The organism is Desulfobulbus elongatus DSM 2908, from assembly GCF_000621145.1.
Taxonomy (GTDB): Bacteria; Desulfobacterota; Desulfobulbia; order Desulfobulbales; family Desulfobulbaceae; genus Desulfobulbus; species Desulfobulbus elongatus.
In genome coordinates this window covers 123077-148294 of record NZ_JHZB01000002.1, presented here as the reverse complement: position 1 = coordinate 148294, position 25218 = coordinate 123077, and the positions used below count along the sequence as shown (strand labels likewise).

Annotated in this window: 18 protein-coding genes and 1 tRNA gene; all 19 read right to left on the bottom strand. The window is 63.5% G+C overall.

All coding sequences use genetic code 11. From position 1 onward, the window contains the following. Positions 1 to 216: 216 nt before the first annotated feature. The 19 genes from Q362_RS0101650 to vgrG all read right to left on the bottom strand — a co-directional run bounded on the left by Q362_RS0101650 (position 217) and on the right by vgrG (position 25174). Positions 217 to 507 (bottom strand): hypothetical protein, encoded by a 291-nt coding sequence (locus Q362_RS0101650; RefSeq protein ID WP_169737346.1) that lies wholly within the window; start codon positions 505 to 507, stop codon positions 217 to 219. Between the two features lie 4 nt (positions 508 to 511). Beyond that, positions 512 to 1420, bottom strand: a complete 909-nt coding sequence (locus tag Q362_RS21840; RefSeq protein WP_051553460.1) for a Rha family transcriptional regulator — start codon at positions 1418 to 1420, stop codon at positions 512 to 514. Positions 1421 to 1445: 25 nt separating this feature from the next. Further along, positions 1446 to 2174, bottom strand: a complete 729-nt coding sequence (locus tag Q362_RS0101640) for a nucleotide-binding protein (RefSeq protein ID WP_028317255.1) — start codon at positions 2172 to 2174, stop codon at positions 1446 to 1448. Between the two features lie 2 nt (positions 2175 to 2176). Continuing rightward, a complete protein-coding gene (locus Q362_RS23370; RefSeq protein ID WP_157469809.1) occupies positions 2177 to 2413 on the bottom strand; it encodes a TraK family protein in 237 nt (78 codons plus the stop codon). Beyond that, a complete protein-coding gene (locus tag Q362_RS23365; RefSeq protein ID WP_157469807.1) occupies positions 2410 to 2787 on the bottom strand; it encodes a hypothetical protein in 378 nt (125 codons plus the stop codon). Before Q362_RS23365 ends, Q362_RS23370 begins: the two co-directional genes overlap by 4 nt. 12 nt (positions 2788 to 2799) lie before the next feature. Continuing rightward, complete coding sequence (locus tag Q362_RS22630; protein ID WP_084312151.1) at positions 2800 to 3027, bottom strand: hypothetical protein; 228 nt, start codon at positions 3025 to 3027, stop codon at positions 2800 to 2802. Then, complete coding sequence (locus Q362_RS23360) at positions 3024 to 4508, bottom strand: helix-turn-helix domain-containing protein (RefSeq protein ID WP_157469805.1); 1485 nt, start codon at positions 4506 to 4508, stop codon at positions 3024 to 3026. Before Q362_RS23360 ends, Q362_RS22630 begins: the two co-directional genes overlap by 4 nt. Positions 4509 to 4929: 421 nt before the next feature. Continuing rightward, positions 4930 to 5006, bottom strand: a tRNA-Arg gene (locus Q362_RS0101620). 287 nt (positions 5007 to 5293) lie between these two features. After that, a complete protein-coding gene (gene cysS / locus Q362_RS0101610) occupies positions 5294 to 7612 on the bottom strand; it encodes a cysteine--tRNA ligase (RefSeq protein ID WP_028317252.1) in 2319 nt (772 codons plus the stop codon). Between the two features lie 143 nt (positions 7613 to 7755). Further along, on the bottom strand, positions 7756 to 8235 hold the full coding sequence (locus tag Q362_RS21835) for a DciA family protein (RefSeq protein WP_169737345.1): 480 nt from the start codon (positions 8233 to 8235) through the stop codon (positions 7756 to 7758). A gap of 69 nt (positions 8236 to 8304) precedes the next feature. After that, complete coding sequence (locus tag Q362_RS0101600; protein WP_028317250.1) at positions 8305 to 11079, bottom strand: hypothetical protein; 2775 nt, start codon at positions 11077 to 11079, stop codon at positions 8305 to 8307. Between the two features lie 41 nt (positions 11080 to 11120). Continuing rightward, positions 11121 to 12458 (bottom strand): ATP-binding protein, encoded by a 1338-nt coding sequence (locus Q362_RS0101595; protein ID WP_028317249.1) that lies wholly within the window; start codon positions 12456 to 12458, stop codon positions 11121 to 11123. A gap of 6 nt (positions 12459 to 12464) precedes the next feature. After that, on the bottom strand, positions 12465 to 14039 hold the full coding sequence (locus Q362_RS21830) for a contractile injection system tape measure protein (protein WP_028317248.1): 1575 nt from the start codon (positions 14037 to 14039) through the stop codon (positions 12465 to 12467). A 7-nt stretch (positions 14040 to 14046) separates the two neighbouring features. Next, entirely contained in the window at positions 14047 to 16884 is a 2838-nt protein-coding gene (locus Q362_RS0101585) for a hypothetical protein (protein ID WP_028317247.1), read from the bottom strand. A gap of 69 nt (positions 16885 to 16953) precedes the next feature. Then, the gene (locus Q362_RS0101580) at positions 16954 to 19560 is read right to left on the bottom strand and encodes a hypothetical protein (protein WP_211248430.1); all 2607 of its coding nucleotides are present in this window, start codon (positions 19558 to 19560) and stop codon (positions 16954 to 16956) included. A gap of 54 nt (positions 19561 to 19614) precedes the next feature. Continuing rightward, complete coding sequence (locus Q362_RS0101575; RefSeq protein ID WP_028317245.1) at positions 19615 to 22695, bottom strand: baseplate J/gp47 family protein; 3081 nt, start codon at positions 22693 to 22695, stop codon at positions 19615 to 19617. A gap of 20 nt (positions 22696 to 22715) precedes the next feature. Beyond that, positions 22716 to 23165 carry a GPW/gp25 family protein gene (locus Q362_RS0101570; RefSeq protein ID WP_028317244.1) on the bottom strand — a complete coding sequence of 150 codons (450 nt, stop codon included), beginning with the start codon at positions 23163 to 23165 and terminating at the stop codon, positions 22716 to 22718. Positions 23166 to 23178: 13 nt separating this feature from the next. Beyond that, positions 23179 to 23457: a PAAR domain-containing protein gene (locus Q362_RS0101565; RefSeq protein ID WP_028317243.1), complete on the bottom strand. Its 279-nt coding sequence runs from the start codon at positions 23455 to 23457 to the stop codon at positions 23179 to 23181. A gap of 25 nt (positions 23458 to 23482) precedes the next feature. Beyond that, positions 23483 to 25174: a type VI secretion system tip protein VgrG gene (gene vgrG, locus Q362_RS0101560; protein ID WP_211248429.1), complete on the bottom strand. Its 1692-nt coding sequence runs from the start codon at positions 25172 to 25174 to the stop codon at positions 23483 to 23485. Between the last annotated feature and the right edge of the window lie 44 nt (positions 25175 to 25218).

Here is a 25218-nt window from a genome sequence, read left to right as displayed (position 1 = left end):
TCTTGCTCATTTGGTCCTCCTGGAAATTCCATTTGAAGAATGCATCGCTCCGCAACCGGGACAGCGCTTGCCCACGGCCGCCATCGACCAGCGATAGCAGCGCGCTACAGTGCCACACCACGGACAAGTCACCTCGAAGTAACTCCTTCCGTTTGGCCGGGAGCAGAGTGGTGAACTCTTTGTTATTCTTCTTTCTTTTTCCATAGCAGCACCCTTTCAATATCGATTATTCAGGGCAATGATGGCTTCCTTTTTATTGTTCCACTTCCGCCAAGCTGCTTCGTCGCAGACATCAGGCATTTTGCGGTTATGCAGTATCTCTTCCGGGGCGATGTTCAGCGCCTTCATTACACTGTCGAGAACGTCAATTTGATTTTCCCGGTCACCCTCAAGCAGGATGAACAGGGCGGCATAAGTTGCGGAGGTGCGCATTGTTCCAAGGCCAATGTTCGGCAAGTTAAAAGTCGTCTCGCCATTTCCAGCGCCGCAAATTTTTTTCTCAGTCATAGCCTTATCGTCCATTGCTCTTCTCGATTTGGTTTTTGCGGATGGCATCCCCGGCGCGGCTTTTGATTTTGTCGATCACCATGGTCAGCGTCTCGTGTCGGCACAGCAAGTTGTAGGCGAGGCCTGCAATCCGTCTTGCTTGCCCCGCGTTGCTCTTTAGAATGTCTTCGGTGGTGATGCCGTACTCGCACTTCAGCAGGTCGTAGACATTTCTGTCTCGCGAATATTTGTATTGGGCGCAGGCGTCCAACAGGTGCTCGATGGTGTCGATCTGTTGTTCAGTTGCCGGCCGGCCGTCTTTTGAGCTGGGGCGGGCGATGACCTGTTCGAGAAAGCAGTACATCGGGTCAAGCAGGTGCTTGTCAAAATCGAAGTCGTCCAATTCCCTGAGCATACCCACGGCGCAGACAGCTTTCTCCGCCGTTTCCTGCGGCATGTCTTCGAGTAGCGCCCAATAGGCTGCCATCGCCCGTAGTAGTTTCACGGCTCGTTGATTCCGGACGGTGGTTTCTTCACGAACCGGCGTCGGACAAATCCGCTCCAGGGATTCGGACAGGCCGGAGACCCATTGCCGGTCTTTTTGTATCTCCGCTTCCATGGCGTTGAAGGCATCGATGTAGGCCACTTTGAATTGCAGAGCCTTCTGTCCCGTGAATCCCATCGCCAGCAGAATAAAGCCGTCGCGGGTGAGCAGATAAGTTGGCCGGTTTTCTCCTTTGGCGTCGGTGTAATCAACGGGCTGAAAATTCAGCCGGTTGATTTCCGGCAGTTGCGGGAGAAGAGTTTCAATTGCTTGCAACACATTTTTATGCCGCTTCCCAAAATACCTGGCGACTTCCAGCGTAGTTGTCACCGGTTGGCCATTCTGGACTTCAACCACCGGTGCTTGCGCTCGTTTCTCAATCTCTTTCATGGCTGCTCTTTTGTCCTTGGATTCCTCAAACCAGTTGCGCCCGATCCAGCTCCGCGCACATCTCCTTCCAGAATATTTTCAGGCGTTGCTTGGTCATGACCGGCACTTCGTCAGAGTTAATTGCTTCTTCAAATGTCTGGCGACGGGACAGCATTTCTTCGATGTCCTTGCCGAACAGAGATTGTTTGCGTTGAGGAATGCGAACCAAGCAGCGGATTTGCGAACTGTGATCTTTGTATAGCTTGAAATCTTCAAAATTTTTATCGCCTGCGGGTGATGCAATGCTGCCAAAGTACTGATTCAGCCAAACAACAATATCTGACTGAGGAAAATTTGTTGCCAACACACTAAGCCCGGCCAATGTGTCACCTATTGCTTGACCACCTGTTATGACTGTATGCAATTGAACATCATGTCCAGCGTCTTTTATCATTTGTAGCGCATCGTTTTCCTTGAGATATGACACCAAAGGAACAAAACTTGATGCGCCATTATCTATAATGATGTTGGATACATCATTATTTTTTAGAATTATTTCAATCATCTTGTCAAACTTTCTCTGGTCTATATCGTCTCCGCTCATTATGTCGATGATTTTAACACCAAGAGATTTATAGCCTGCAAATGTAGTGTTAACAGGATCGGTATCAAATCCAACAACATTCATATTTTTGTTATCCATATACTGGTACAGGACAGCGCATATGAAACTTTTCCCGACACCGCCTTTGCCTTGCAAAATAAAATGTATCATTTCTAGTCCTCTTTTTTCTTATCTTTCAAAGTTACAGGATCAAAATTCCGATCTTTCTTGTTTGGATTTTCAAACCTGTCGACATAACGCCAGAACGATTGATAACTCATAGAAATTTTTTCTTCAGACAGAAATTTTCTATATATAGGACGGATCAGCCATCCTTTACTACGAAGTTCGACAAACTCATCTTTTATCGAAAAAAATTCTAACCGAGCCTTCCCATACATTCTTGTCATTTAGATACCTTTACGAGTTCCATTTCAATCAGCTCTTGCGCAGATTTTTTTAATAAATTTTCAGAAGACTTTTTCTCCAATGAAGAAATATAATCAACGACCATTTCACCTATATAATAGTTGAAGTCATTAACAGACATTTTCATTTTATAATCACTGGATTCAGTGTTTATAATTTTTCTGCATTCATAACGACTACCTCGCCAATGCCTTGTATCAATCTCATATTCACTTATGAGAATATAGAGAATTTTTGCATGCATTGACAAGTTACTTCGCCAAACATCTGACGGAATCGTGAGAATAGAATTGAATTTCATTCCATATCTCATATTGATAAAAGCAATGTCGTCTTTATCTTTGCTTTTACTCATTTCAGTTACCTGTTATCTTGATATTTCACTGTGTCTTCTGTTTTTTTGCTCTGTAATCCAAAGTGATGCCTCATAGATGGCTTCGTCATAAGCTATTTGTAATCCAAGCTCGTCGCCAAATCCTTCAATCGGTGGGAAAACTCCGCCTCCCACTTCTTTTCCGTTCTCCAGCAAGCGAAGACGCCAACCGCCACCGACTTCAACAGGGCGCGGATCAATCTGATAGCTGTAATTTTTCATTTTTCTCTCCATTGGCGTTGAATTAGCCAGTTGTTGAGTTTCGGGACCCATCGGGCGTTATCGCGTTGCCATGATGGATTGTCTTTTTGGCGGGATAGTGCCGACAACAGCACAGGAAGTGCAGGAATATCTCCGCGTTTATGCATCCGGAGAAAGACTTGCTTTGCCCACCAACCGCTTTTGCCGGCGGGATAAGCCGCTTCGAGTTGCTCGAATTGTTGGGCAGGTGTCATTTGCGCCAGGCGGATCGCCCTGGCCGCTACGGCCTGTTGCCGCTGCCGTTCTTCTCTGATCCGCTCCCGATCCGCGCGGGCCTGGTCGCGGGCCTCTATTTGCTGGCGCAGCTCGGGCGGCCATACGCCGTATTGATGCCGATCCACGCCGACCTGGCGCAAGGCCTCGGCTATGCGCCGACCATACTGCCTTTCGATGATGTTGGTCACCGGGTCAGCCGGGCCATCCAGGGAAAGCGTGCCGTCGGCCAAGCGGCGCGAGGCGAGCTGATCAAGCAGCGGCCGAAGATGGGGGGAGGAGGCGCAGATTGTGTTTTTGGCCTCGGTCCAAGCTGTATCTTGGGGGATTTCAAAGAGGGCTGCTGCCGGCGCTTCGGCCGAAACTTCTGGCTCGATAAAAATTTTTCCATTCTCTCCTGGTGCAGAGGCGGCCGAAGGAGAAGAAGCGGCTAAATTTTTTTCGGGGGGGAAGGGGGGAACATTAAAACCATTCCTTATAGTTAGACGGTCCGGCAAGTTGCCGACAACTTGCCGGGCTAAATCAGCTTGGAGATTGGCATAGGTGGCGCATCGCCTTCTAGGAGCCGAATTGTCTTTCGGTCCTCGGAAAACTCGAATACCCCCATGAACTCCAGCTCCAGGAAGTCGTCGATTATGTCGTCCAAAGGACGGCCGACCTTCTTTTCCAAGGCTTTCACCATGCCCTGCTGCGCAGGATGAATTTCTGTCTTCCTCGCTGCACGCATGAGCAGCGCGATATTCATCAATTTTTCGTACCGATCCATTTTTTTCGTGATCAGGCTCGCCGGAACCGTCAGATATTTCTGACTCGGGGCCTCCCGCTTTAATCTGATCAGCTTCTTGTTCTTCATTGTGTTTTCTCCAGGGAAGATTCAATTTTTCTAACAAATTCAGCAGCAATGGATGCGCCAGCAGGTAAAAACCACAGCGCATATATCCATCAATGCACTTCACGCCTCTAGCTATCCAACCATCTTCGATCAGCGTTTTTAGCCATCGCTCGATGGTCCGAGGATGTACCCCAAATTCTTCTTCCAGGCGTTTAAGGCCTACAAACGTAAAGTCCTGTCCGTGCGTGCATCTAAAGATGAGGATGAACGCATCACGTAGCCCATCGGAATACTTTCTTCGGCCGGACGGCCTCTTTATGGAAGAGATCATTTTCTTCATATATCTTTCAGTTTTTGCAATTTGCTTCCAGTCATAACCAATCGAAATTGTTTCCATATTTTCACTTTTCCTATTCGAGCGGAAAAAGCAAAAAATATCCCTATGTACTTGACACCCCGTTTTTTTTCGGGTAATCTGTCAGGAATAAAGGAGGTTTATCACTTTTCCCTCCTGACAGAAGTCTCAAGACTTCCGGATTGGCCGTGGGTGCGCGAACACCGGCGGCCTTTTTGCTTCTACAGCTCAGTTAGCGCCCTCTGTTGTGTCACCTCCGGGCCGATCCCAAAAAAAAACGCACCTACCCCCCGGCCGGATCGGCCAAGAAGCAAGTGCGTCGCTTCAGTCTTAAAAAAATAAAAAAGCCCCTTAAGGAGGCAGGATACAATTTTCCCGACTCCCCAAGGGGCTTCTGTGTTAAAAAGGTTCCTTGTCGTCAGAGAAGAAACCTTCTCGACTCCAAAGAAAAACCTTTGATTTTTGGCGCGCCAGTAGGGATTCGAACCCCAGACCCACGGCTTAGAAGGCCGTTGCTCTATCCAACTGAGCTACTGGCGCTTATTCGCGCTGGCACTGTACCGGGGAAGTGCCGCGAACGCAACCATTATGCGTGCCGTCTCCCGCAAGGGCGGCCGAGCTCGATGGTTCGCGCCCCGGCCTCCGCAAACCGCGCGTCTTCTTCCATTTCCACTTCAAAAATGCGATATGTTTTTTGGGTCATTTCCATGAGCACAGCGAGGAGAAATCTCGTCATAACAAGGAGATTCCTCCCTTTGGTCGAAATGCCCCATCATCCTCCGCCAGATTTCTCTGCGCGATCGCGTCCTGTCTGACCTGGAAATGAATTACCCGTCGACCCGCTCCCAGACCGGGCCGGCGGCGGTATCGTGGATGGTGACGCCCTTGCGCAGCAGTTCCTCGCGGGCCGAATCGGCGGCGGTCCAGTCCTTGAGCTGCCGGGCCCGCTCGCGCTGGCGGATGAGCCGGTCGATCTCCGGCGTCAGCGGGCAATGCTCCAGCCGCAGCACGCCGAGCACCCCGTTGATCAGTTGCAGCGCTTCCAGGACATCGTGTTTCTGGTCCCTGTCCAACTGCCGGGCCTGGAGCACCGGATTGGCCTGCTTGATGAAATTGAACAATGCACCGATGGCCCCGGAGATGTTGAGATCGTCGTTCACCGCCTCTAAAAAGCGCTTCTCCAACTCGGTCACGTAGGTGGCCACCTCGGGATGGGGCAGGCCGGCGGGCAGGCAGAGGAGCTTGCGGGTGAACTCGTCGATCCGCCGCAGCGCCGTCCGGGCCGCGTCGAGCCGTTTGTAGGAAAACAGGAGGGGCTTGCGGTAATGAACGCCCATCAGCATGAAGCGCAGCTCCCGGCCGCTGTAGCCTTTGGCCAGCACCTCGCGCAGGGTGACCACGTTGCCGGTGTCGCTGGCCATTTTGCGGCCGTCCTTGAGCAACTGGCCGGAATGAAGCCAGAAATTGGCCAGGGGCTTGCCGGTGAGCGCCTCGGCGATGGCGATCTCGTTTTCGTGGTGCGGAAACACCAGGTCCTGGCTGGCGGTGTGGATGTCGAGGGTTTCGCCGAGATACTTGGTCGACATCGCCGAGCATTCGATGTGCCAGCCGGGCCGGACGTTGCCCCAGTCGGTCTCGTAGAAGATGCCCTTTTTCAGCTCGGCCAGGGTCGAGCGCTTCAGCAGGGTGAAGTCGCGGGGGTTGTCCTTCTCGTAGTTGTCGAGGTCCACCGTCTGGCCGACCTTGATCTTACTCAGGTCGATGCCGGACAGGCGGCCGTATTTCTTGAACTTGGAGATGTCGAAGTAGATCGAGCCCAGCTTCTCGTAGGCGTATCCCTTGTGGATCAGGTCGTGGGCGATCTCGATCATGTCGCCGACATGCTCGGAGGCGAGCGGGTAGCCTGCCGCCTTTTCCACGTTGAGGACCTCGACCGCCTCCTTGAACTCGTCGATATAGCGGCCGGTGAAGGCGAGCAGATCGGCGCCGGCCTTGATGGCGCCGGTAATGGTGTTGTCGTCGAGATCGGTGAAATTCATGTACAATTCCACCGCATAGCCGTTGGCGCGCAGGCAACGGTTGATCAGGTCGGCGACGATGAACCGGCGGCAGTGGGCCAGGTTGGGCGATTCCGCGGCCGTGGGCCCGCAGGCGTACAGGGTGACGCGGTCGTCGCGGATCGGCTGGAACATCGCCTTCTTGCGGGTCATGGTGTTGAACAGCCGCAGGTGGGCGGTTTCCTCCTCGACCTTTTCCCGGCGGACGAAGAGCGTGGTGCTCAGATAGCGCTCGCCGCCGTCGGGCAGGATCACCACGACGCAGCCGCCGTCGAGTTCACCGGCCCGCTGGATGCCGGCGAACATGGCCGCGCCGCTGCTCATGCCTGCGAAAATGCCCTCCTCGGCGGCCAGGCGGCGGACCGTGGCAAAGGCGTCCTCGTCGGCCACGTTGACGATGGCGTGCGGCAGGCTCTTGTCGAAAATCCCCGGCTTGTAGGACTCCTTCATGTTCTTCAGGCCCTGGATCTTGTGGCCGAGAAACGGCTCCACCGCGATCACCCGCACCTCCGGGTGGTGGTCGCGGAACCATTTCGACAGCCCCATGGCCGTGCCCGAGGTCCCCAGGGTGACGACGATGTCGGTCACCCGGCCGCCGGTCTGCTCCCAGATCTCCGGGGCGGTGCTGCGGTAATGCGCCTGCCAGTTGGCCGGATTGTTGAACTGGTCGGCGAGAAAATAGCGGTCGGGGTGTTCGCGGGCGAGCGCGTAGGCCTTTTCGATGGCCCCGTCGGTGGCGCGCTTGGCCGGGGTGAGGATGATCTCCGCGCCATAGGCCTGCATGATCAGCCGCCGCTCGATCGAGGCCGATTCGGGCATGATCAGCTGGCAGCGGTACTGCTTGGCGGCGCACACCATGGCCATGCCGATGCCGGTGTTGCCGCTGGTGGCTTCGAGGAGGATCTTGTCGCGGGTCAGCTCGCCGCTCTGTTCGGCGGCATCGACCATGGACAGGGCGACCCGATCCTTGATCGAACCGCCGGGATTGCGGGATTCGAGCTTGCCCAGCAGTTCCACCCGGCCGGCGGCCGGGTTGAGCCGGCTCAGTTCGACCAGCGGGGTATTGCCTATCAATTCAACGAGTTTCATTGCCGTATCGGGAAAATCTGGGGATCGGAACAAAAATATCCGCCGCTACCATAGCCTATTTCCGGGCAAAGCGCAAAAAAAGCACCCGGCCGGGATTAACTTTGTCCCGGCAGGCGAATGGATGGGAGCGGCCGGGCGGCCTGCTATTCGTCGTGGGCGGCAAAAAGCCGCCACAACCGTTGCAGGGCCTCGCGGCTTTCCCGGTTGGCAATGGCTTCGGTCATTTGGCAGAACGACTGCTCTCGCTCGGGGTCGATCGCCCGTGGATCGGGGGAACGGTGTTCGGGTTGCGGCTGGGGCGGGGGGGAGAGCTGCCAGCGGAGATCGGTGACGGGCTCTCCTTCGAGATGGCGGTTGATGCGGGCGATCAGGTCGGTCTTGACATACTGCAAATGGTGCATCCAGGCGGAATCCTGAACAAAAATCCACAGGGTTTCCCGGCGGAAAAAGGCGGGCGCGGTCAGCCGGGCCACCTCGGCACCGACGACTTCGGGCCACTGTCTGAGCAGGCGGAACAGCCGCCACTGCGTGCCCCATTGCTTGGCCGCGTAGACATCGGCAAACATCTCCCGCATGGGGGTCGGCCCGCTCTGTTCGTATCCGGTTCGCGTTTTCTTCTTCATCTGCTCACATCGTCTGCCCGGACCATCGCCGGTCGTCGCCGCCGGCCGCAGCCGGATGCGCATCCGGCCTCATATCCGCGGGAAGGAAGAGGTTATGCCCCGCAGATAGGCGGCGGCGGGAATCGCGGGGCGGGTGATCGCGTTCAGGCCCGCGTAATACCCGGCCATGCCTGCGGAATACAGGCTCCGATCGAGGAGATCGCGGCGGAGGTGGGCAACGAAGGCGATATTCCTGGGGTCCGTGGTATGGGTCGAAATCGTATGTCCCAGACCCCTGGCCGTCAACACCAAAAAACTGTTGAGGGACGGATGGACAACGCCGAGGTGCACGCTGTCCCTGATGGACATCAGCGGCTGGACTGCGGGACCGCCGACGAATTTCGGCCAGACATGATGGCCGTGGAGCGGCGCCTTTGCCGGCAAACGGCCCGTGGTATCGAGCGTTCCGGGCAGCCCGCCGGAGCCCACCACCACGCTATAGGAGAGCGAGGGATTCCAGCGGAGCGGCGTCCGCGGACCGCGCCGCCGCCGGGGCCGGGGCCGAACGCGCGGTAGCGGTTTGGCCTTCGGCATGCTGCGCACCCTGGCGATAATCCAGCGGATGAGGAGGACCAGCAAGATTATGGCCAGGATGATCAGCAAAACGACCCCCACCCAAAACAGGATCGTCAGGATGAGGGCAACGGTGGCCTCGCTGATCACGATGCCGACGCCGACCAGGACCGGGACCACGGCCGCGGCCGGCGAGGCCATGCGGGCGGCGGCGGCCAGGCGGCTCGTATCGAAGGCGGCGAAGCCGCTGGTGAGCGAGTCGGGATCGGGCGCGCTTCCCGAGCCGACCGCCGAGCGCAGCATCTCGACCAGGCGCAGGACCACCCGCTGGAAAAAGCTCCGCACCAGCCCGACAACCGACCACGCCAGGTTGCTGAAAGCGGTGAGCGGCGACCGCGCCACCGCGACCACCACCTCCTGCACCCGCACAAGCAGAGCACCCACCCGGCTGATCAGCGCGGCCACCCCGGCGACAATCTGCCCGGCCAGGACGCCGAAGCTCGCCATCAACCGGGTGATCGCGGCGGCAACGTGAGCCACGGCCGTGCCGATCGCCTGCGCAATCGTCCGGCCGATGCCGGCAAGGAAATCGAGGACGATTCTGACCGCCATGACGATCAGGCTGGCGGTGGCCCGCCTGAACCGCTGGAGGGTCTGCTCGTGGGCGGCAAGGGTCCGGGCAACGGTGCGCGCCAGCGCCGTCCGGGCCGCGCCTTCGAACTCTTCTTTGGAAGCGGTGCTGTCCACCCGGTCGAGCAGGTCGTTGTCCGCCTCGTCGTCGGGATAATCCTCCCCGAGGTAGCAGAAGGCGAGAATCTGGAGGATGCTCATCCGGGCGGTCCGCCTGTTTGCGGTCATCTCGTCGAGGGCCTGCTGCTCGCTCCGGTCGATATAGTCGTGCACCTGGGCCTCGATGCGCCTCAGCACGGCCCCGACCTGGCCGGCGAGCCAGCGGATCCGGCCGACCAGCCATCCTCTCACCGTGTCGAGGGCGCGGACCACCGCGGTGACGACCGTTCGCACCATGCTTGCCAGCCGGGTGGCAATGGCGACCAGGGCCATGCCGACACGACTGGCCAGGGCGATGATCGCACCGAGCACCGAGCCGACGACCAGGGCGGCGAAGCGCTGCACATGGGTGAGCGCCCCGCGGATGACCCCGGCGATCCGGCCGGCCCCGCGCAGCACCGTAGCGCGTATCCGGCCCGCTCCCGGAAGAGGGGGAATCGGCACCAGCCGCGCGATGCCGAGCACCTGCTCGATCACCGTGTTGACACCGCTCGCAACCCCGGCGACCATTCCCATAATCAGGGCCTGCACCCTGGCGGCAACGGCTATGCCGGTGGCAAGGGCCACGGCCACCAGACGCAGGAGGCCGTTTCTCGCCGCATCGACGCCGGCAAGGAACCAAGCCGCGACCAGGGCGTAAGAGCGGCCGATCGTGTCGGACACCGTCCGGATGCCGCCGTTGACCAGCGCGGCGAGGGCCTGCCTTCTCGCGGTAAACAGCGCCGAGGTCTGGCTCCGTTTCGCCGCGGCGTCCGCCTTGAGCCGGGCGGCGGCGTCCGCAGTGGCGCGCTCGATCCGCAGCAGGCTCTCGGCAGCGGCGGCGGCGAGCGGAATCTGCGGATTGCCGAGCAGCTCCGTCGCGGGAGCGGCCGCTTCCGGGGTTTCGCTCCGGGGCGGTGGCTTTGCCGGCAGCGGCTCGGCGGCCGGACTTGCCGGCGCCTCCGCCTGAGCCGTCGGCGCCCCGATCCGGTCCGGGAGAGGAGGTTCGGCCGGGTTCGGGGCGCTTTCGGGTCGGGCAGTCGGGATGTTGCGTTCAGCCCAGCCGTCGTCGGCCGGGGCCGGCTCCTGGGAGGCGGGCGTTTCCTCGCGGGCGGGCGCGGGAGGTGAATCGATCCGGGCGGCCGTCTCCGCCTCGTCCTGCCGGCTCGGCGCGGCGGCACCGGCGGGGGCGGTTTGGGCCGGCGCGGTCGCCTGCGTCCGTTCACTCGGAGCTTCTTCGGTTCGGCGCGGCTGCTGGCCGTTGCCGGCAGCCTGCGGCAGCGGTCGCTGGTTCCGGGCCGCCGGGCCGATGCCGCCGAAACGCGCCAGTGCCGGGGTACGCAGGCCGGCATGCAGGGAGAAGGCGGCCGATGCCCGGTTCGGCTGAGCCATGACGGCGGCGAAGGAAGCGGCGGCAGGGGCCGAGCCCGGCCTGGGCCGGACCAGGGCGGCCGCCGGCAGCGAGACGGCCGCCGGTTTGACCTGGGGCATGCGGTTGACGATTTTCTGCCTGGGTATATCCACTGCCTTTGCCTCGCGTTTCCCGTCGGCCGGCCCAAACCGGCTCAGACGGTTCGTCCTTCTTTGCGCAGCTCCCTGCGGATGCCCTCTTCCACGTCATCCGGGAGGATGGTGTCGCTGTCGCGGCTGAGCGCCTGCAGGGAGGCATGGCGGACCACATTCATGATCGCGCCGCCGGCCAGTTCGTAGGCCTCGGCGATCCGTTCCAGATCGACGGCCTCGGCCAGCCGGGCCTTCGCCGGAAAGGCCCCCTGCCAGATCCGCAACCGCTCCGCCGGCTTGGGCATGGGAAAATGGATGACCGCATGCAGCCGGCGCAGGAAGGCCGTATCGATATTGGCCTTGATGTTGGAAGCAAGGATGGCCACGCCGTTGAACTCCTCGATCCGCTGGAGCAGAAAACTGACCTCCTGGTTGGCGTAGCGGTCGTGGGCGTCGTCGACCCTGGTCCGCTTGCCGAACAGGGCGTCGGCCTCGTCGAAAAAGAGAATCCACTGCTTGTGCTCGGCCAGGTCGAAAATCCGGGCCAGGTTCTTTTCGGTTTCGCCGATGTACTTGGACACGATCATGCTGAGGTCGATCTTGTAGACGTCACAGCCGCAATGCTTGCCGAGCAGGCAGGCCGACAGCGTCTTGCCGGTGCCCGGCGGTCCGTGGAACAGCGCAGTGAAGCCGGGGGGCAGCTTGGCGTCCATCTCCCAGTCGTAGAGCAGTTGCCGGCCGTGGCGGAGCCAGTGATTGATCTCCTCCAACTGGGTCAGGGTAAACGACGGCAGCACCAGATGGTCCCAGTCGAGGCGGGTGCCGATCAGCCGGGCCGGAAACTCGCTGTTGTAATTGGGTTTGTGCTCGGTGCCGGTGGTCAGCCAGGCCACGTATTCGCGGGACAGGGTGAGCGCGCCGCTCAACAGGGGCTCGCCGGGGGCCACCGGCGCGAGTTGCAGGATGGCGTGGCGGGCGAAGACATGGTCGCTGGCAAACAGCCCCATCAGAGCGAAGCGGGCGGCGAGGTCGTCCCCGGCCAGGAGGAAGGCTGCCGTTTCGCCGGTGGGGAGAAAGCCGCCGTGGCTGGCGCCCTGCACGCCGCCGAACTCGGTGAAGCCGCGGTCGACCGCCTGGTTCCTGCTCCAGAGCACGTCCAGCAGCTGGGGCCGGATATGCGGGATCAGGGCCAGCAGCAGCACCAGCCGTTCGCCCGCCGACAGCTGGTAGTGGCCGAGAAAGCGGGCGTACCAGGAGGTGCTCCCGCTCAGGTCCGGCGGCGGGATGTCGTCGGCCGGCCGGGCGTCGGCCCCGGTCCCGACATAGGCCGCCAGCCGGGCGTCCAGCATCTGGGCGAACCATGCCAGTTCCTGTTCGAGATCGCGGGCGTTGTCGCGCATGGGGCCTCACCATTCCACCAGCAGCAGCCGGGGCATCCAGGGCAGCCGGACCAGGGCAATGCTCCAGGGCAGGCGCTCCAGGAGGATGTCCCTGCCCTTGCGCTCCACGTTGAGTTGCCAGCCGTCCCCGGTGGGGCGCAGCAGTCCCGGCCGTTCGAGAAACGAGGCGCGCAGCCCCTCGGGAGAGGTGTTCTGCAGCGCGCTCCAGTGGCCGACAACCGCGGCCAGCAGGGCTTGCCCCTCCCTCTTGTCGGCCTCGGCCAGCAGGTCCTCGCACACCGGCACTGGGGCCGGCGGATCGAGCCCGAGCAGGACCTTGATCAGCCCCAGTTCGAACTCCATCGCCTTGTCCCGGCCGGTGGCCAGATAGTGCAGCAGCACGGCCATGCGCGGCAGGACGGACGGCGCCAGCCGCTTCTCCCCCGGCTCCATGAGGCCGCAGTGGACAAAGAGCCGGCCCAGGTAGGGATGGAGCAGAACCAGGCCCGCCTGGCCAACCCGCAACGGATAGAGATCCGGCCCGGTCGCCTTATCGCGTCCGCTGTCCATATGCGGTGCAGGGACGGCCGAGATGTCGTCCGCCTCCCCGGTCCGGCCGGTCACTGCCTGCCAGGACGGGAACTCGGCGCTTAGAGAGGGCACCGGATCGGGCCGTTCCTGTCCGCCGATTATCGGGACGGTGAGCGGCAAGGTCCCTTTGCCGCCCTCCGGTCCGGCACCGGGGTCATCCCGGTCGGGCGGAGAATCCCATTCCCGCCGGATCGCCTCGGGCAGCAGGGCGAGGAATCGCTCCACCAGCGCCTGATCGCAGGACAGGGCGATCGAGGCCGCCAGCAGGGCGGAAAAGGCCGGCCCGGTCAGACGCTCCGCATCGCCGGTCAAAGGAACCAGCACCGCGGCCGTCAGGCTGAGCCGGGCATGGCGGCTCAATCCTGCCGCCTCGTCCCGCAGCACGGCCAGGCATGCCTCGGCAGTGGTTCTCCCCTCCCCCTGGGGCAGCAGGTCGAGGCACGCGGCGAGCACCGCACCGCGCTCCGCATCCGGAACGAGGTGGAGCAGACGGAAGAGGAAGGAGGCGTTCTGCCGTTGTTGGCGCAGGAGCGCCAGCACCGCCGGCCATTGGTCATGCAGGGTAGCGGCCAGGATACCGATCATCTCCTCGGCCGGACCGACCGCCGCCCGCCAGGGCAGAAAGCCGGTGCGCAGGTAGTGCAGCAAATCGTCCAGTTTCTGATCGTCGACAGCCGGAATGGCGGACGGCGTCCCCTCGCCGGGCCCCAGCCGGGCAACGCGATGCCCTGCATCGAGCTGACGATCCCATTCCCGCCGGATCGCCTCCGGCAGCAGGGTTGCCAGCTCATCGGGCGAACCGAGGCGCAGGCGCAGCTCCAGCCGGGGAATGCGGAGCACCTCGCCGTCGGAGGCTGCCGCATCGCAGTGTTGCGCCAAGGCTTGCACCAGCAGTTCCGTTCCCTGTGCATGGAGAAAGGACCGCCAGGCAAAGGCCTCTCCGGCGGTGGGAACCGCCACCCGCCAGTGCAGGGACCGGATGCGATGGTCGCCGGATGCGGGCCTGTTCATTGCCGCCTCATCGCATCTTAGCTGCGGTCATGGCATCCATCACCACCACCAGGCCGGTGCTGGCGGCGCCCGCCTTGATTGCGCTGAACCGGTTGTCGACCGTCTTTTTGGCCGTCTCGTCCTTGATTGTGGCCAGGCCGCTGTTCAGGGCCAGCATGGCGGCCATGCCTTCGCTGCCGGCCGCGACATCGGTCTTGGAATCGGCGATATACTTCGTGGCATCGGCTATGGCGATCGCCAGATCGTTCTCGGCCTCCTTGGCCTGTTGCTCGTAGATAACCCGTTGCGATTCCTCGATTCCCGGCTGCGTGGCTTTCCCGGCCAGGTACTTGGCCGCCGCCTCCTTTTCCCTGGCATTGGCGACCATGGATTCCAGTTGTTTGTCGCTGAAGCTCGCCGCGCCCTTATCGATGCCGGCCGCCTGCCCCTTGCCGGCAATCAGGGCGTTGCCCATCAGGTTGGCCGATTCCCTGACCGTGCCGAGATAATCCTTCTGCAGGACATCGATCCTGGCGGTCAGGTTTGTTTCGATCTTATCCCGCAGGGTGTCGACATGCTCGCTCTTGAATCCGACCAGTTTGTCCCGGATGAGCGTGCTCACCTGATCGTCCCGGAAGACATTCAATGTGTCCCGGATGAATTCGGTGCGCGAGGGCAGAACGGTGATGCCGTTGCCGACCACCCAGCCGGGCCGCAGCCCCGGTTTCTTGAACGGCGGCTGCGGCGGTTCCTCCTCGGCCGCCTCGCAGCAGAAATAGGGCAGCATGAAGTCGGCCACCACCTGCTGCTGCTCGTCGTAGGCCAGGACAAAGGTGCCGCCGCGCGGCACGCCGCCCGCGTGTTCGATGCCGGGATACTCGGCCAGGAAGGGGGCGAACAGCAGCCGGTCGTCTTCTTTTTCGTCCCTGCCCTTGATGATGTCGTCGAGCCAGTCGAGCCATTGCAGCCGGTCGTTGCCGATCAGCGCGTCGAAGGGAGTGGCGAATTCCGTCTTCACCACCTCGGTCAGCCGGGCCTTGAACCGGCCGGCCGCCTCCAGGGCCGGCGCGACGTTCGCCTTCCAGGTGGTGTCGGCCTTGTACTGCGAATAGGTGCGGTTGAGCACCGCGCGGACCTTGGCGGCGCTGCGCGCCAGTTCGGTGTTCTTGTCCTTGGCGTAGCCGGTGTAGGTCACCCCGGCATCGTCGGCCTGGTTGGCGATGACATTGGTCCGCACCGCCTTGTCCACCTTCTGCTTGAAGTTCTGGCTGAAGCGGATGGCGTCGCTCAACTGGCGGCTCACATCCTGGCGGAACAGGTAATGCAGCCGGTGCAGGTCGGTGTAGCGGATGCCCGGCCGCTTGACCACCTTGGTCCGGTCGGCGCTGAGGGCGATGGCGCGCACGGCGAAGGGCAGATTCGCGCTTTTGATCCGGCTTTCCAGGACGGCGGTCACCGTGGCCACCGGCTGGCCCAGATGCCCTTCGATCCGGAAGAAGGGATAGCGGCCGAGGGAGGCGGCCAGGGGATTGGCGGCCGCGCCGGTGGCGCCATACAGGCCGGCGTTGTACGAGTAGTTCGTCGCGGCCAGGCCCCGCTCCTGCAGGCGGAAGTTCCACTGGGTATGGATGGGGGGGGCGATGTTGGCCAGGTAATAGCAGGGAATGGCCCGTTCCTCTAGCGGCGTCGCCTCGCCGCGGCTCGGAGTGACGCGGATGTCCGTTATCTCGGGCAGGGCAAAGGTGCGGATCAGGGTGTCGATCTTGCCGGCCAGGAAGCGGGCGTGATGCAGCTGTACGGCGGTGCGGCTGACCAGGGGCGAGGGATAGAAGGCGGTCCGGAAGGTGTCCGGGCCGGCCGCCGGACTGAAGGCGCCGAGGAGCAGATGCTTGGGAAAGGCCTGCGGATCGGGGCAGCACCAGGTACGCTCGCCGGCCAGCTCGTAGCGGAAATCGTTCCACGTTTCCGCCAGGTCCTTGAGAAAATCGTAGTAGTACTGGATGTGCCGGCCGGTGCCGGCGAAATAATCGCGCCATCTGTTCAGTTGCAGCAGCCAGAAGGCGGCCGGGTCGCCGTCAGCGAACAGATCGCCGAGAAAGGGGGCGCAGGCCGGATAGAGCTTGGGCAGTTCGGCGGCGAGACCGGCGTGAATGCCGGCGCAGGCGGTGCGGAAGGCCTGGGCCAGCAGGTTGGGGGTGTTGGTGGCGCCGGTGAACACCGGCCGGGTGGCGACAAGCTCGCCGAGTTTGGCGAAGGCCTGCTGCGGCGTGACCACCGTCTCGCGCAGGGCGGTCGCCAGGGCCTGGTCCACCGCCAGCAGCCGCAGGACATGGCGGCATTCCTGGCCCAGGTTGTCGCAATCGGTGCCGGTGCACAGGTCGAACTCGGTGATGGCGCTTTCCATGAACAGCACGCCGACCAGGTTGTCCAGGCTCAGGCCGGTGCGGTCGGTGAAACGGCTCAGTTCCTCCGGCCGCCCTTCTTCGCCGGCCTCCTGGGTGCTGGTCAGCTCAAACACCGGCAGCATGGTGCCGGGCACCGTGCCGCCGACGTAGAAGGGCGCGTACGCCGGCCGGGTGGCGTCGTAGGGCCGAAACCATTGGTAGACGGTTTCGCCGCCGCGGCAGACGAGGTCGCCGTCGGTGGTCAGGCCGATGCCCGGCCCCAGCACCACCGCGTCGCCGCGCCGGCCAAGCTGCAGGCCGCAGACGATGCCGGCCCCCAGCAGGGCCAGCCGCGTCATCCGCCCCTGGTCGTCCAGATAGGCGGCCACGCTGTTGAGCTCCTCGTGGCTCAGCACCTGATTCTTCTCGAAGACGGCGTAGGTTGCCGCGATCGCCTCAAGACTCCGATGTATCCCTGCCATGATGCCCCTCTCCTTCTCAACCGGATCGGCGCCGCTGCCGCCGTCCCGTTCGGTTCGCCGTTTTTATGCTCAGACGTCCCCGCTTGGTTCCGACCCCAGGCTGGTTCGCCCGAGGATGAATTTTTCCCGGCTCTCGTCGGCGTCGCATTCGTGCAAACGCTGCCGGGGGTAGACATTGCGCAGCGCAGTGAGTTCGCCGATGAACCGCACCAGCCGCTCATGCCGGCGGCTCCGCTCGCGGCCGGACTTGAGCAGCAGCCAGTCGCGGTAGGCCGATTCGAACCGGGCCATGTCCTCCTTGCTCACCCAGCAGATCCTGGGCAGGATGTGGGCCGGCGTCTCCGCCCGGATGACCTCCTCGGCGAAGCGCCGGAAGGCCATCGACTGGAAGCGGCTGCCATAGGCCGGCAGGACGACATGAATCCGGTAGCTGTACGGGTCGTAGCCGCCGCAGTCCGGCTGCTCTGCCGCCGCGCAGATCGGCAGGAAGGGGTCCGGCACGCCGCCGCCTTCCCTGGGTCGCAGAAGGATGTTCTCGATCAGGTACATCCCCTCCTCGCTGTAGTTGACCCGCAGATACTCCACGGTTTCGGCGATGACCGCCTCCATCCGGGCCGGATCGGTGAAGTATTCGATCCGCCGGGCCATCACCTCGCCCTGGTCGTCGATCACGTTGAAATAGTGGCGGCCGTCGACGCTCTGCCTGCGCTGATAGCTGCTGCCCAGCTGCCCCCAGGAAATGGCCAGCCGCAGGGCGGCCCAGGCCTGCACCGAGGTCGCGTACCGGGTGCTGCTGCTGAGGATGATCTTGCCGGTCTCGCGGTTGCGGACGCGGAAGCGGAATTCGTCGCCTTCGGTGTCGTCCACCTCGACGTAGATATCGAAGGCGATGTCGCCGAGATTGCGGCGCTGCGAATTGCGGATGCCCAGCAGGCCGGCCAGGCGCCGCTCCAGGCCCGAGATGTTGTCCGAGTTCCACAGGTCGGCGTCCTGGCGCAGGCTGGCGTCGTAGGCCTGGGCCCTGACCGCCGACGTGCGCGGGTAGTCCTGGAGAAAGGCGCACTTGTGGGCGACGAGCTGCTCGGCGCTGGCGCCGAACTCGGCGTACATCAGGTGGGCGTACTCGGTGAACCGTTCGGCGAACCGGGCGATGAGGTGGTCGAGGAAACGGTGGCGCCGCTCCAGCTGAACCTGCCGATCGCCCTGGTCCTCGACCGCGGTCTCGATGGTCTGGCGGATCTGCGCCGCATCGGCCTCGCCGTAGAGTTTGTCGAAGTCCCGAAACGAGGTCACGGCCTGATGGGCATAGGTGCGCAGCATGGCCGGGTCGAGGGAGAACAGGTGGCGGACATGGGCCAGCTGGGCCAGGTAATCGGCCATCAACTGATCGAAAAAGAGCAGATACCCTTTGAGCTGCAAGGCCTGGGCCCGGCGGCCGGCAGGGGCCGCGCTGCTGAGGCCGTCCTCGCCCAGGCCGTAGAGCCGGGGAAAATGGTTCTGCACGGCATGGTAGGCGGCGGGCGCGCGGAAGGTGCCCAGCGGCAGGGGCAGATCGAACGGGGCCTCGCGGTCGGTTTGCGCGGTCTGCGCCTGGTTGAGTTCCTGGAGAAGCGCCTGCACCCGGACCGGATCGGCCACCACCGGCATGGCCCGCTTGTAGAACACCAGCCGGGTCCGCTGGCTGTTCAGCAGGGCCTTCTTGCCTGCGGCCACCGGAACGACCCAGGGATTGGTCGCCGGTTTCTCGCCGTCGGCCTGGATGACGATCTCCCGCACGGCCGCCACGCCCTCGATGTCCATGATCAGGCCGATCATATCGGAGAGGCGGATCTCGGTGCGCAGTTCGGCCGCGGCCAATTCGGCATCGTCGATGAAGCCGCAGGCAAGCAGCGGGCCGTCGAAGATCTCGTCTATGGTAGAGGGGCTGCCGTCGTCCCGGCGGCGGGCCAGCATCTCCTCCAGGGAATAATTGCGCACCGGCGGGGCCAGATACTCCTGCACCTTAAACAGCAGTTCCGCCTGCACCTGCGCCTGGTCGGCATCGGCATGCAGCTCCAGTTCGCTGCACAGGGTGAACGACTGGGTCTCGACCCTGCGGAAGGCGATGAAATCCTCGCACAGGTTGCGGTGGGCGTGCAGCACCCGGTGCACCTCCCGCTCCACCCTGTTCTGCTCCTCCAGCAGGTTGGAATCGTAATCGATCAGCACCTCGTACAGACCGGCGAGGCGGACGGGCTCGATGCCCGGCGTACCGGGATGGCTGCGCAGCAGTTGGCCGACCACGGTATCGGCGTAATAGGTGAGGCCGGCCGGTTGCAGCCAGGCATTGCGGACGCCCCTGATGTCGATGAGCAGCTTGCGGTAGTCGAGCTGGGTGAGCGGCCGGTTGGGCAGGATCCGGGCAGCGGTGACGAACTGGCCGGCCATGTTGGCCGCGTTGTCGGTCTCGGTGGCCAGCAGGTCGGGCAGCGGCAGCGAGGCCCGGCTGCCCAGGTCGGTGAGGGCGTAGCAGAGCAGTTCCAGGATGGTGATGCCCGGATCGTGGACGTTGTAATCGGTCCATACCTGGCGGGCCAGGCGCTGCACATGGGCAAGGCCGATGGCGAACAGCTGCCGCTGGTCGAGCGCCGGTTCGCCGGTCCGCTTCTTCGGAATGGTCATGGTCGGCATGGACATGGGCTCGGCCTGTCGGATTGCGGTGGCGCTTGCGCGCGGGAACGGTTCATGGCATCACGCCTCGCGGATGCGGTGGCCTTCGGCGGACACCAGGATGGCATCCGGCGCCAGCGGCCGCACCTCGTCGACATCGACGGCGCTGGCCGGCGGCGGGCCGAAGGCACTGACCATCCGCAGTTCCTCGATATAATCGACATAGGCCAACTCCTCGATCCGGTCGAGCAGCACCGACTTGTAGATCGTGCCGCCGAAGCCGATGTCGCGGTTCGCCTCGCCGAAGGCCCAGGGCGAGAGCATGCGGACGATGGCCCGGTTCAGCTCCCTGCCGTAGGTGTTGAAGGCATAGCCCCGGCGCAGGCGGACCTTGAAGTCGAGCAGGATCTGCTGGTAGCGCGGGTTGCGCACCCGCACCGTCACCTGGCCGGCGCTGCGGGCGCCGACATGGGCGGCGATGCGCGCCAGCGTGTCGGCATCGACCTTGGGCGCGAGCGGATTGACGCCGTTGCGGTTGTTCAGATCCGGCACCACCACGATCAGCACATTGCCCGGCGCCAGCCAGCAGTCGCCGGTTGCGTGGGGGATGCACTTCACCCGGTGCACGCCGGGAAAGGCCTCCAGCACGATCCGTTCGTAATCCCAGGGCGTGACGCAGCGATTCTTGTGGCGCAGCCGTTCGGCCACCCGCCTGCGGAAATGCTCGGCCGACTCGGCCGGCCGGCCGCCGAAGGTGGCGTAGGGCTGGCGGCAGGATTTGATCGCCGCGGGCTGGGTGCGCATCTTGCTGATCGAACCGGCGGGCAGCACGGGATCGGTCAGGATCGGTTCGGCGCCGGGCTGGCGGACCTCGATGGCGTTGGCCGCCACCTCGATCAACTGGGCCACGGCAGCGGTGTCGCGGGCCACGGCCCCTTGCAACCAGATGCGCTCTCCCGGCAGGATGGTGTTGCCGGTGGTAGCCCCACCGGGCAGGACAAAGGTGATGAGGCCGCTGGTCAGCAACTGGTTGGTGGTGTCCCGCACCACCCCCTGCTCGCCGAACGGTTGCCAGTAGTTGTCGCAGAGCACCGACCACGACACCGGCCGGGCCGGCAGGTCGGGATCGGCGCTGCCCTCTGCCACCTGGAAAAGCAGGCTGACGCTGTCGCCGCCCTGGAGGCGTGCAAGGCCGATCAGCAGCTCGCCCTCGTTGCCGAAAAACGGCAGCAGGCGCACGCGGATGTCAGCAACAAAGCCGGCCTGCTCGCGCAGATAGCCGTGTTCCCGCATCTGGCCGAACGGCGTGATGTGGAAGAAGTGCAGGTCGGAGCGCAGACAGTCGTCCGCCGTCACTTTTTCTTCCCCGATCCGGCCCAGGGTCACGGTGCCCGAGGTCGCCGCGTATCCCAGCGTGATGGTGCGGATGGCCGGGGTGTACGGTTCGGCGATCAGGCTCAGGCTGCCCGAGCCCTGCTTGCTGTAGGTCACCACCTGTTCGACGCATTTCTTGCGGTATTCGGCATGGAGAAAACCGCGTTCCAGGGCGATGGTGATCGTCCCCTGCCGCGGCGGCGGCACGGTGGTCCCCGCGGCGGCCAGGGCCGGCTGCCTGAGCATCTCGCGGCGCGCCTCCGAGGCGGCCCAGCGGGTTTTGAGCCGCTTCAGGGTCCGCAGCCGCTCGCCCGGCGACGGCTGTGCCCCGCTGGTCTTCCCGCCGGCGGCGCGGAAGGTCAGGGTCTGCTCCTGGGTGGCATCGCCAGAGGCAAAGAGCGCCACGCCCGGCTGGCTGTACTGCCAGGTGCCGCCGTCGTGGAACGAGACGCCGGCGGTGAAGAAGCCGTTGCCCATGCCGGTGACCCCGTATCCCTGGTAGCGGGTGGCGAAACTGGCGGGGGCGTCGTGCCACTGCATGGTCAGGCTCAGTTCGGACAATTGCTTGTCCAGGGCCTCGGGGCAGCCGATGACCAAGCGCGCCCCTGCCACCGGCTGGGTACCGAAGGGCAGGAACACCTTGGTCGCATCCAGGACGCCGCTGTCGCTGGCCACGGTCTGGGGGGCCACGCCGGCAACCTGCACGGCCACCTCGGCGCGGCCCACCACCAGGTCCCGCAGGACCTTGTAGCCGATGGTGCGGCAGCTCTCCCGCAGCAGCACCTGCACGACCGGCGCTTCGGTGGCATAGCCGCCGCCATGGAGGCGCGGATCGTAATCGACCACCGCCCCCTCTTCGGACGACAGGGTGAGGGCCAGGGTCAGCAGGCTGTGGCCGGCCGCCTCCCTGGTCAGGGTGACGCTCTCCGGCGGAAAGGGGCCCAGCCACTGCTGCTCGCCGCTGAGATAGAGTTCAAAGGCGTCCTTGAGCACGGCGGCGGTGACGCTCTCCTTGACCGGAGCCAGATGCAGGCGCAGGGTGAGGGTCCTGGTGCCCTCGCGCAGGCGCAGGACCGGCGCGGCCAAGCCGAAGCCGATCGCGGCCTGGGGCAGGTCCGGGTGGCCGAAGCCGTGCCATTTCGGGTCCGCGGGATCAAGCGCGCCACCCAGGCCGTCGGCCGAGTTGGCCACCGGCGCCATCAGCACCCGGCCGTGCCCCGCGGCATCGACGAAGAAGCTGCGCACCTCGCTCACCTGGCCGTGGTTGATGACCGTGGCCACATCCGGGGCATACACCCGCTCTTTGCCGGCGAGGAACTGGTACTCGGGCCCGACGATCAGCGGCTCGGCGTTCTTTTTCAGTTCGATCAACAGGTGCGCCCGGTCGGTTTGGGGCCCCTTGCCGGTCAGCCGGAGCACCTCCCGGTAGAAGAAATCCAGATGCCGGCCGGTGATGCGGTTGAGCATCTCCTGCGGCAGCTTGTACAGCTCGGCAAAGGCGGCCAGCAGCGCCAAATGCGGCTCGGCCTCGCCGGCATCGTGGGCGAGCAGCCGTGCGATCGCGGCGGCGTCCCCCGGAAAAAAGCTCGCCCAGTCGCCGGCCGGCAGGTCCGGATCGTCGGCATAGGAGTTGATGTGCGCGGCCAGACGATGCACGAAGCGGAGCAGGTCGGCCCCGGTCCGCTCGTCGATGTCGGCATGGTGCGCCCCCAGTTCGGCGGGCAGGCGGTCGCCCTGGCTCTGGCCGGGGCGGGAAATCATGGTGTCGATGATGGTGTGTTCAGCCATGCCTGTACCTGCGCCTGAGCTTATGGGCCCGCCACGGTCCGCCGCAACTCGTTGCCGTCGGAGAGATAGAAGGGATAGACCAGGTTGTAGCGCGAGTTGGTGGCCCGCACCGCGTAATCGATGACAATGCCCAGCCGGCCGTCGAGTTGCTGCGAGGTGTCCAGTTCCAGGGAAAGCAGGTCGATCCGCGGCTCGTGGATGAGGATCGCGGTCCGGACCCGGTCCTTGAGATGGGTCTGCATGGTCGTGTTCAGCGACTCGAACAGCAGCCCGTGCATGTCGAGGCCGTAATCCGGCACCAGGAAGCGCTCGCCCGCCGCCGTGCCCAGGAGGATGATCAAACTGGCGCGGATGTCTTCCTCGTCCGCGGTCATCCGCACCGATGCGGTTTCCCTGACGAACTCGGGCGGAAAACTCCAGCCAATGCCGAGGAAGGAGGTGTGCAGAGATGTCGGTTGCCGCTCGCTCATGGTCTGTCCGTCTTCAGTTGATGATCACCGTCGGTTCGCCGACCACCGCCTTGGCCCCGCAGATGCAGGTGTCGGTGGTACGCAGGGCCGGCATGCCGCCGATCTGCACCGTGCTGCTGCCGGCGGGAAAGGGGCTGACCGTGGGTTGGTGGCTGTTGGGCGGCAGGGAGCAGGTATGCAGGTCCCCGGCCACTGCCGCCGGCTTGCCGCCGATCAATACCGTGACCACGCCCGGACCAATAATGGTGCCGCCGTGATCGCTGACATCGCCCACCCGCGCCGCTGCCGGCATCGCTCGCTCTCCTCTCTCGCCGGGCTCAGTTGATCTGCACCATCGAGCCCTTGACCTTGGTCACGCCGCTGCTGGTCAACTCGACCCCGGCGCTGCCCTCCAGCTTGAGATCGGCGCCGCTCTTGACCGTGCCTTTCGTCGACGCCTCGATCTGCAGTTCCGTCCCCGCCTTGAGGGTGATCGCTTTGCTGCTCTCGATGGCGATGCCGTCCTCGTTCATGGTGATCGTGTTGTTGTTCTGATCGGCGATGGTGACGCTCTTTTCGTCCTCGCTCAGGGCGATGGCGTTGCCGTTCGGGGTTTCCAGCCGGATCACCCTGGTGTCGTCGTTGAAGGAGAACTGCATCCTGGCGCGGCTCTGGTACAGCTTTTCGTGGTTGTCGTCCGAGCCGGCCAGCGGCGCCGGTTTGGCGCTGCTGTGCAGCATGCCCAGGATGACGGCCTGGCGCGGGTCGTCGTCGACGAAGCCGAGCACCACCTCGTCGCCGATCTCGGGGCGGAAGAAAAACCCCCGTTCGTCGCCGGCGTCGAGCGAGGCCACCCGGCACCAGGTGCCGTCCTCGTCGCCGCTGACCAGGGGCATCCGTACCCGCACCCGATGCTCGCCGTCCGGGTCTTCGTTGCCCGTGACCACGCCCAGTTGCAGGCCGTTGATGCCCGGCACCAGGGCGCCGGCCTTGGGCGCGGTCACCTGTCGCTCCCTGCCCAGCCAGGCATCGAGCCCGCCGAACTGGAGATGGGTCTTCCAGCCCTGGACCAGGTCGAAATCGTGGCGGATGCCGCTGACATAGGCATCGCCGTTGTAGCGGTCGCCCACGCCGCTTAAGGTGACGAGGTCCCCCGGATTGATTGTGGCGATGCCCTCGCACTTGATCCGGCCGGTGATCCGGCTCAACTGCGACTTGAGCCACTGGGCGTCGGCCCAGGCCTGCGCCTCTTCCAGCCCCACCGCGCCATGCTGCAACCGGAAGGCATTCAGGCCGACCACGGCGGCGAGCTCTTCGACGCCATGGTTGCCGGGGCCGGCGATGCCGGGGTCCGCGGCCTCCCTGGTCGCAAGCTCCTGACCGGCGGCGTCCCAGGTGACGCCGGTCACCGCCTGGTACTGGCCGCGGGCCTCCATCTGCACATCCAACTCCAGGATGGTGGCGCCGAACAGCAGGGCGCAGACCGGCGTGCCGTCCATGGCCGGCGCCCTGACCGCCACCTCCTCGCCGTTAGTGAACACCAGCAGCCCGTTGGCCTCGGCGCGCATCAGCAAAAAATCCCAGTCAGTGCAGTCGTACTGCACCTGCTGCTTGTGGGTGACCGAAGTCGCCGCCACCTCGGCCCGGAGACCGGTCCCTTCCAGCAGGGCGGTGATGATGTTGCTGTCGGTCTGGTCGTGGAAATAGCCGTTTTTCGCCCCCACGGTCAGCTTGACCGCCCGGTGCCGGCATTCCACCACCAACTGCGGCGTGGCCCGGTCGCGGATCTTCAGGCTCTGCCGGACCACGATGCCGGTGAACAGCGACACCGGATCGTTGGCCGGACCGGCCAGGATCTCCACCGCCTTGCCGGGCAGGAACAGGTCGCCGTTGCTCAAGGGAAACTCACCGGTGGCGGCGGCCCCGTCGGCATAGACCAGCCGGGCGCCGGCGATGCGGTTGGCCGCCTTGGTCACGACCGCGGCCAGCAGATGCTGTTCTCCCGTCACCTCGGCCCCTTCCACCTTCACGGTGAAGGCGCGGTGCTCGGCGGCGATGGGCAGGGTGCGTTCTT

Excerpts from the sequence above, each read along its gene's own strand:
- Q362_RS0101650 (WP_169737346.1), bottom strand. The coding sequence starts at position 507 with ATGACTGAGAAAAAAATTTGCGGCGCTGGAAATGGCGAGACGACTTTT.
- Q362_RS21840 (WP_051553460.1), bottom strand. The coding sequence starts at position 1,420 with ATGAAAGAGATTGAGAAACGAGCGCAAGCACCGGTGGTTGAAGTCCAG.
- Q362_RS0101640 (WP_028317255.1), bottom strand. The coding sequence starts at position 2,174 with ATGATACATTTTATTTTGCAAGGCAAAGGCGGTGTCGGGAAAAGTTTC.
- Q362_RS23370 (WP_157469809.1), bottom strand. The coding sequence starts at position 2,413 with ATGACAAGAATGTATGGGAAGGCTCGGTTAGAATTTTTTTCGATAAAA.
- Q362_RS23365 (WP_157469807.1), bottom strand. The coding sequence starts at position 2,787 with ATGAGTAAAAGCAAAGATAAAGACGACATTGCTTTTATCAATATGAGA.
- Q362_RS22630 (WP_084312151.1), bottom strand. The coding sequence starts at position 3,027 with ATGAAAAATTACAGCTATCAGATTGATCCGCGCCCTGTTGAAGTCGGT.
- Q362_RS23360 (WP_157469805.1), bottom strand. The coding sequence starts at position 4,508 with ATGGAAACAATTTCGATTGGTTATGACTGGAAGCAAATTGCAAAAACT.
- cysS (WP_028317252.1), bottom strand. The coding sequence starts at position 7,612 with ATGAAACTCGTTGAATTGATAGGCAATACCCCGCTGGTCGAACTGAGC.
- Q362_RS21835 (WP_169737345.1), bottom strand. The coding sequence starts at position 8,235 with ATGAAGAAGAAAACGCGAACCGGATACGAACAGAGCGGGCCGACCCCC.
- Q362_RS0101595 (WP_028317249.1), bottom strand. The coding sequence starts at position 12,458 with ATGCGCGACAACGCCCGCGATCTCGAACAGGAACTGGCATGGTTCGCC.
- Q362_RS21830 (WP_028317248.1), bottom strand. The coding sequence starts at position 14,039 with ATGAACAGGCCCGCATCCGGCGACCATCGCATCCGGTCCCTGCACTGG.
- Q362_RS0101585 (WP_028317247.1), bottom strand. The coding sequence starts at position 16,884 with ATGGCAGGGATACATCGGAGTCTTGAGGCGATCGCGGCAACCTACGCC.
- Q362_RS0101580 (WP_211248430.1), bottom strand. The coding sequence starts at position 19,560 with ATGTCCATGCCGACCATGACCATTCCGAAGAAGCGGACCGGCGAACCG.
- Q362_RS0101575 (WP_028317245.1), bottom strand. The coding sequence starts at position 22,695 with ATGGCTGAACACACCATCATCGACACCATGATTTCCCGCCCCGGCCAG.
- Q362_RS0101570 (WP_028317244.1), bottom strand. The coding sequence starts at position 23,165 with ATGAGCGAGCGGCAACCGACATCTCTGCACACCTCCTTCCTCGGCATT.
- Q362_RS0101565 (WP_028317243.1), bottom strand. The coding sequence starts at position 23,457 with ATGCCGGCAGCGGCGCGGGTGGGCGATGTCAGCGATCACGGCGGCACC.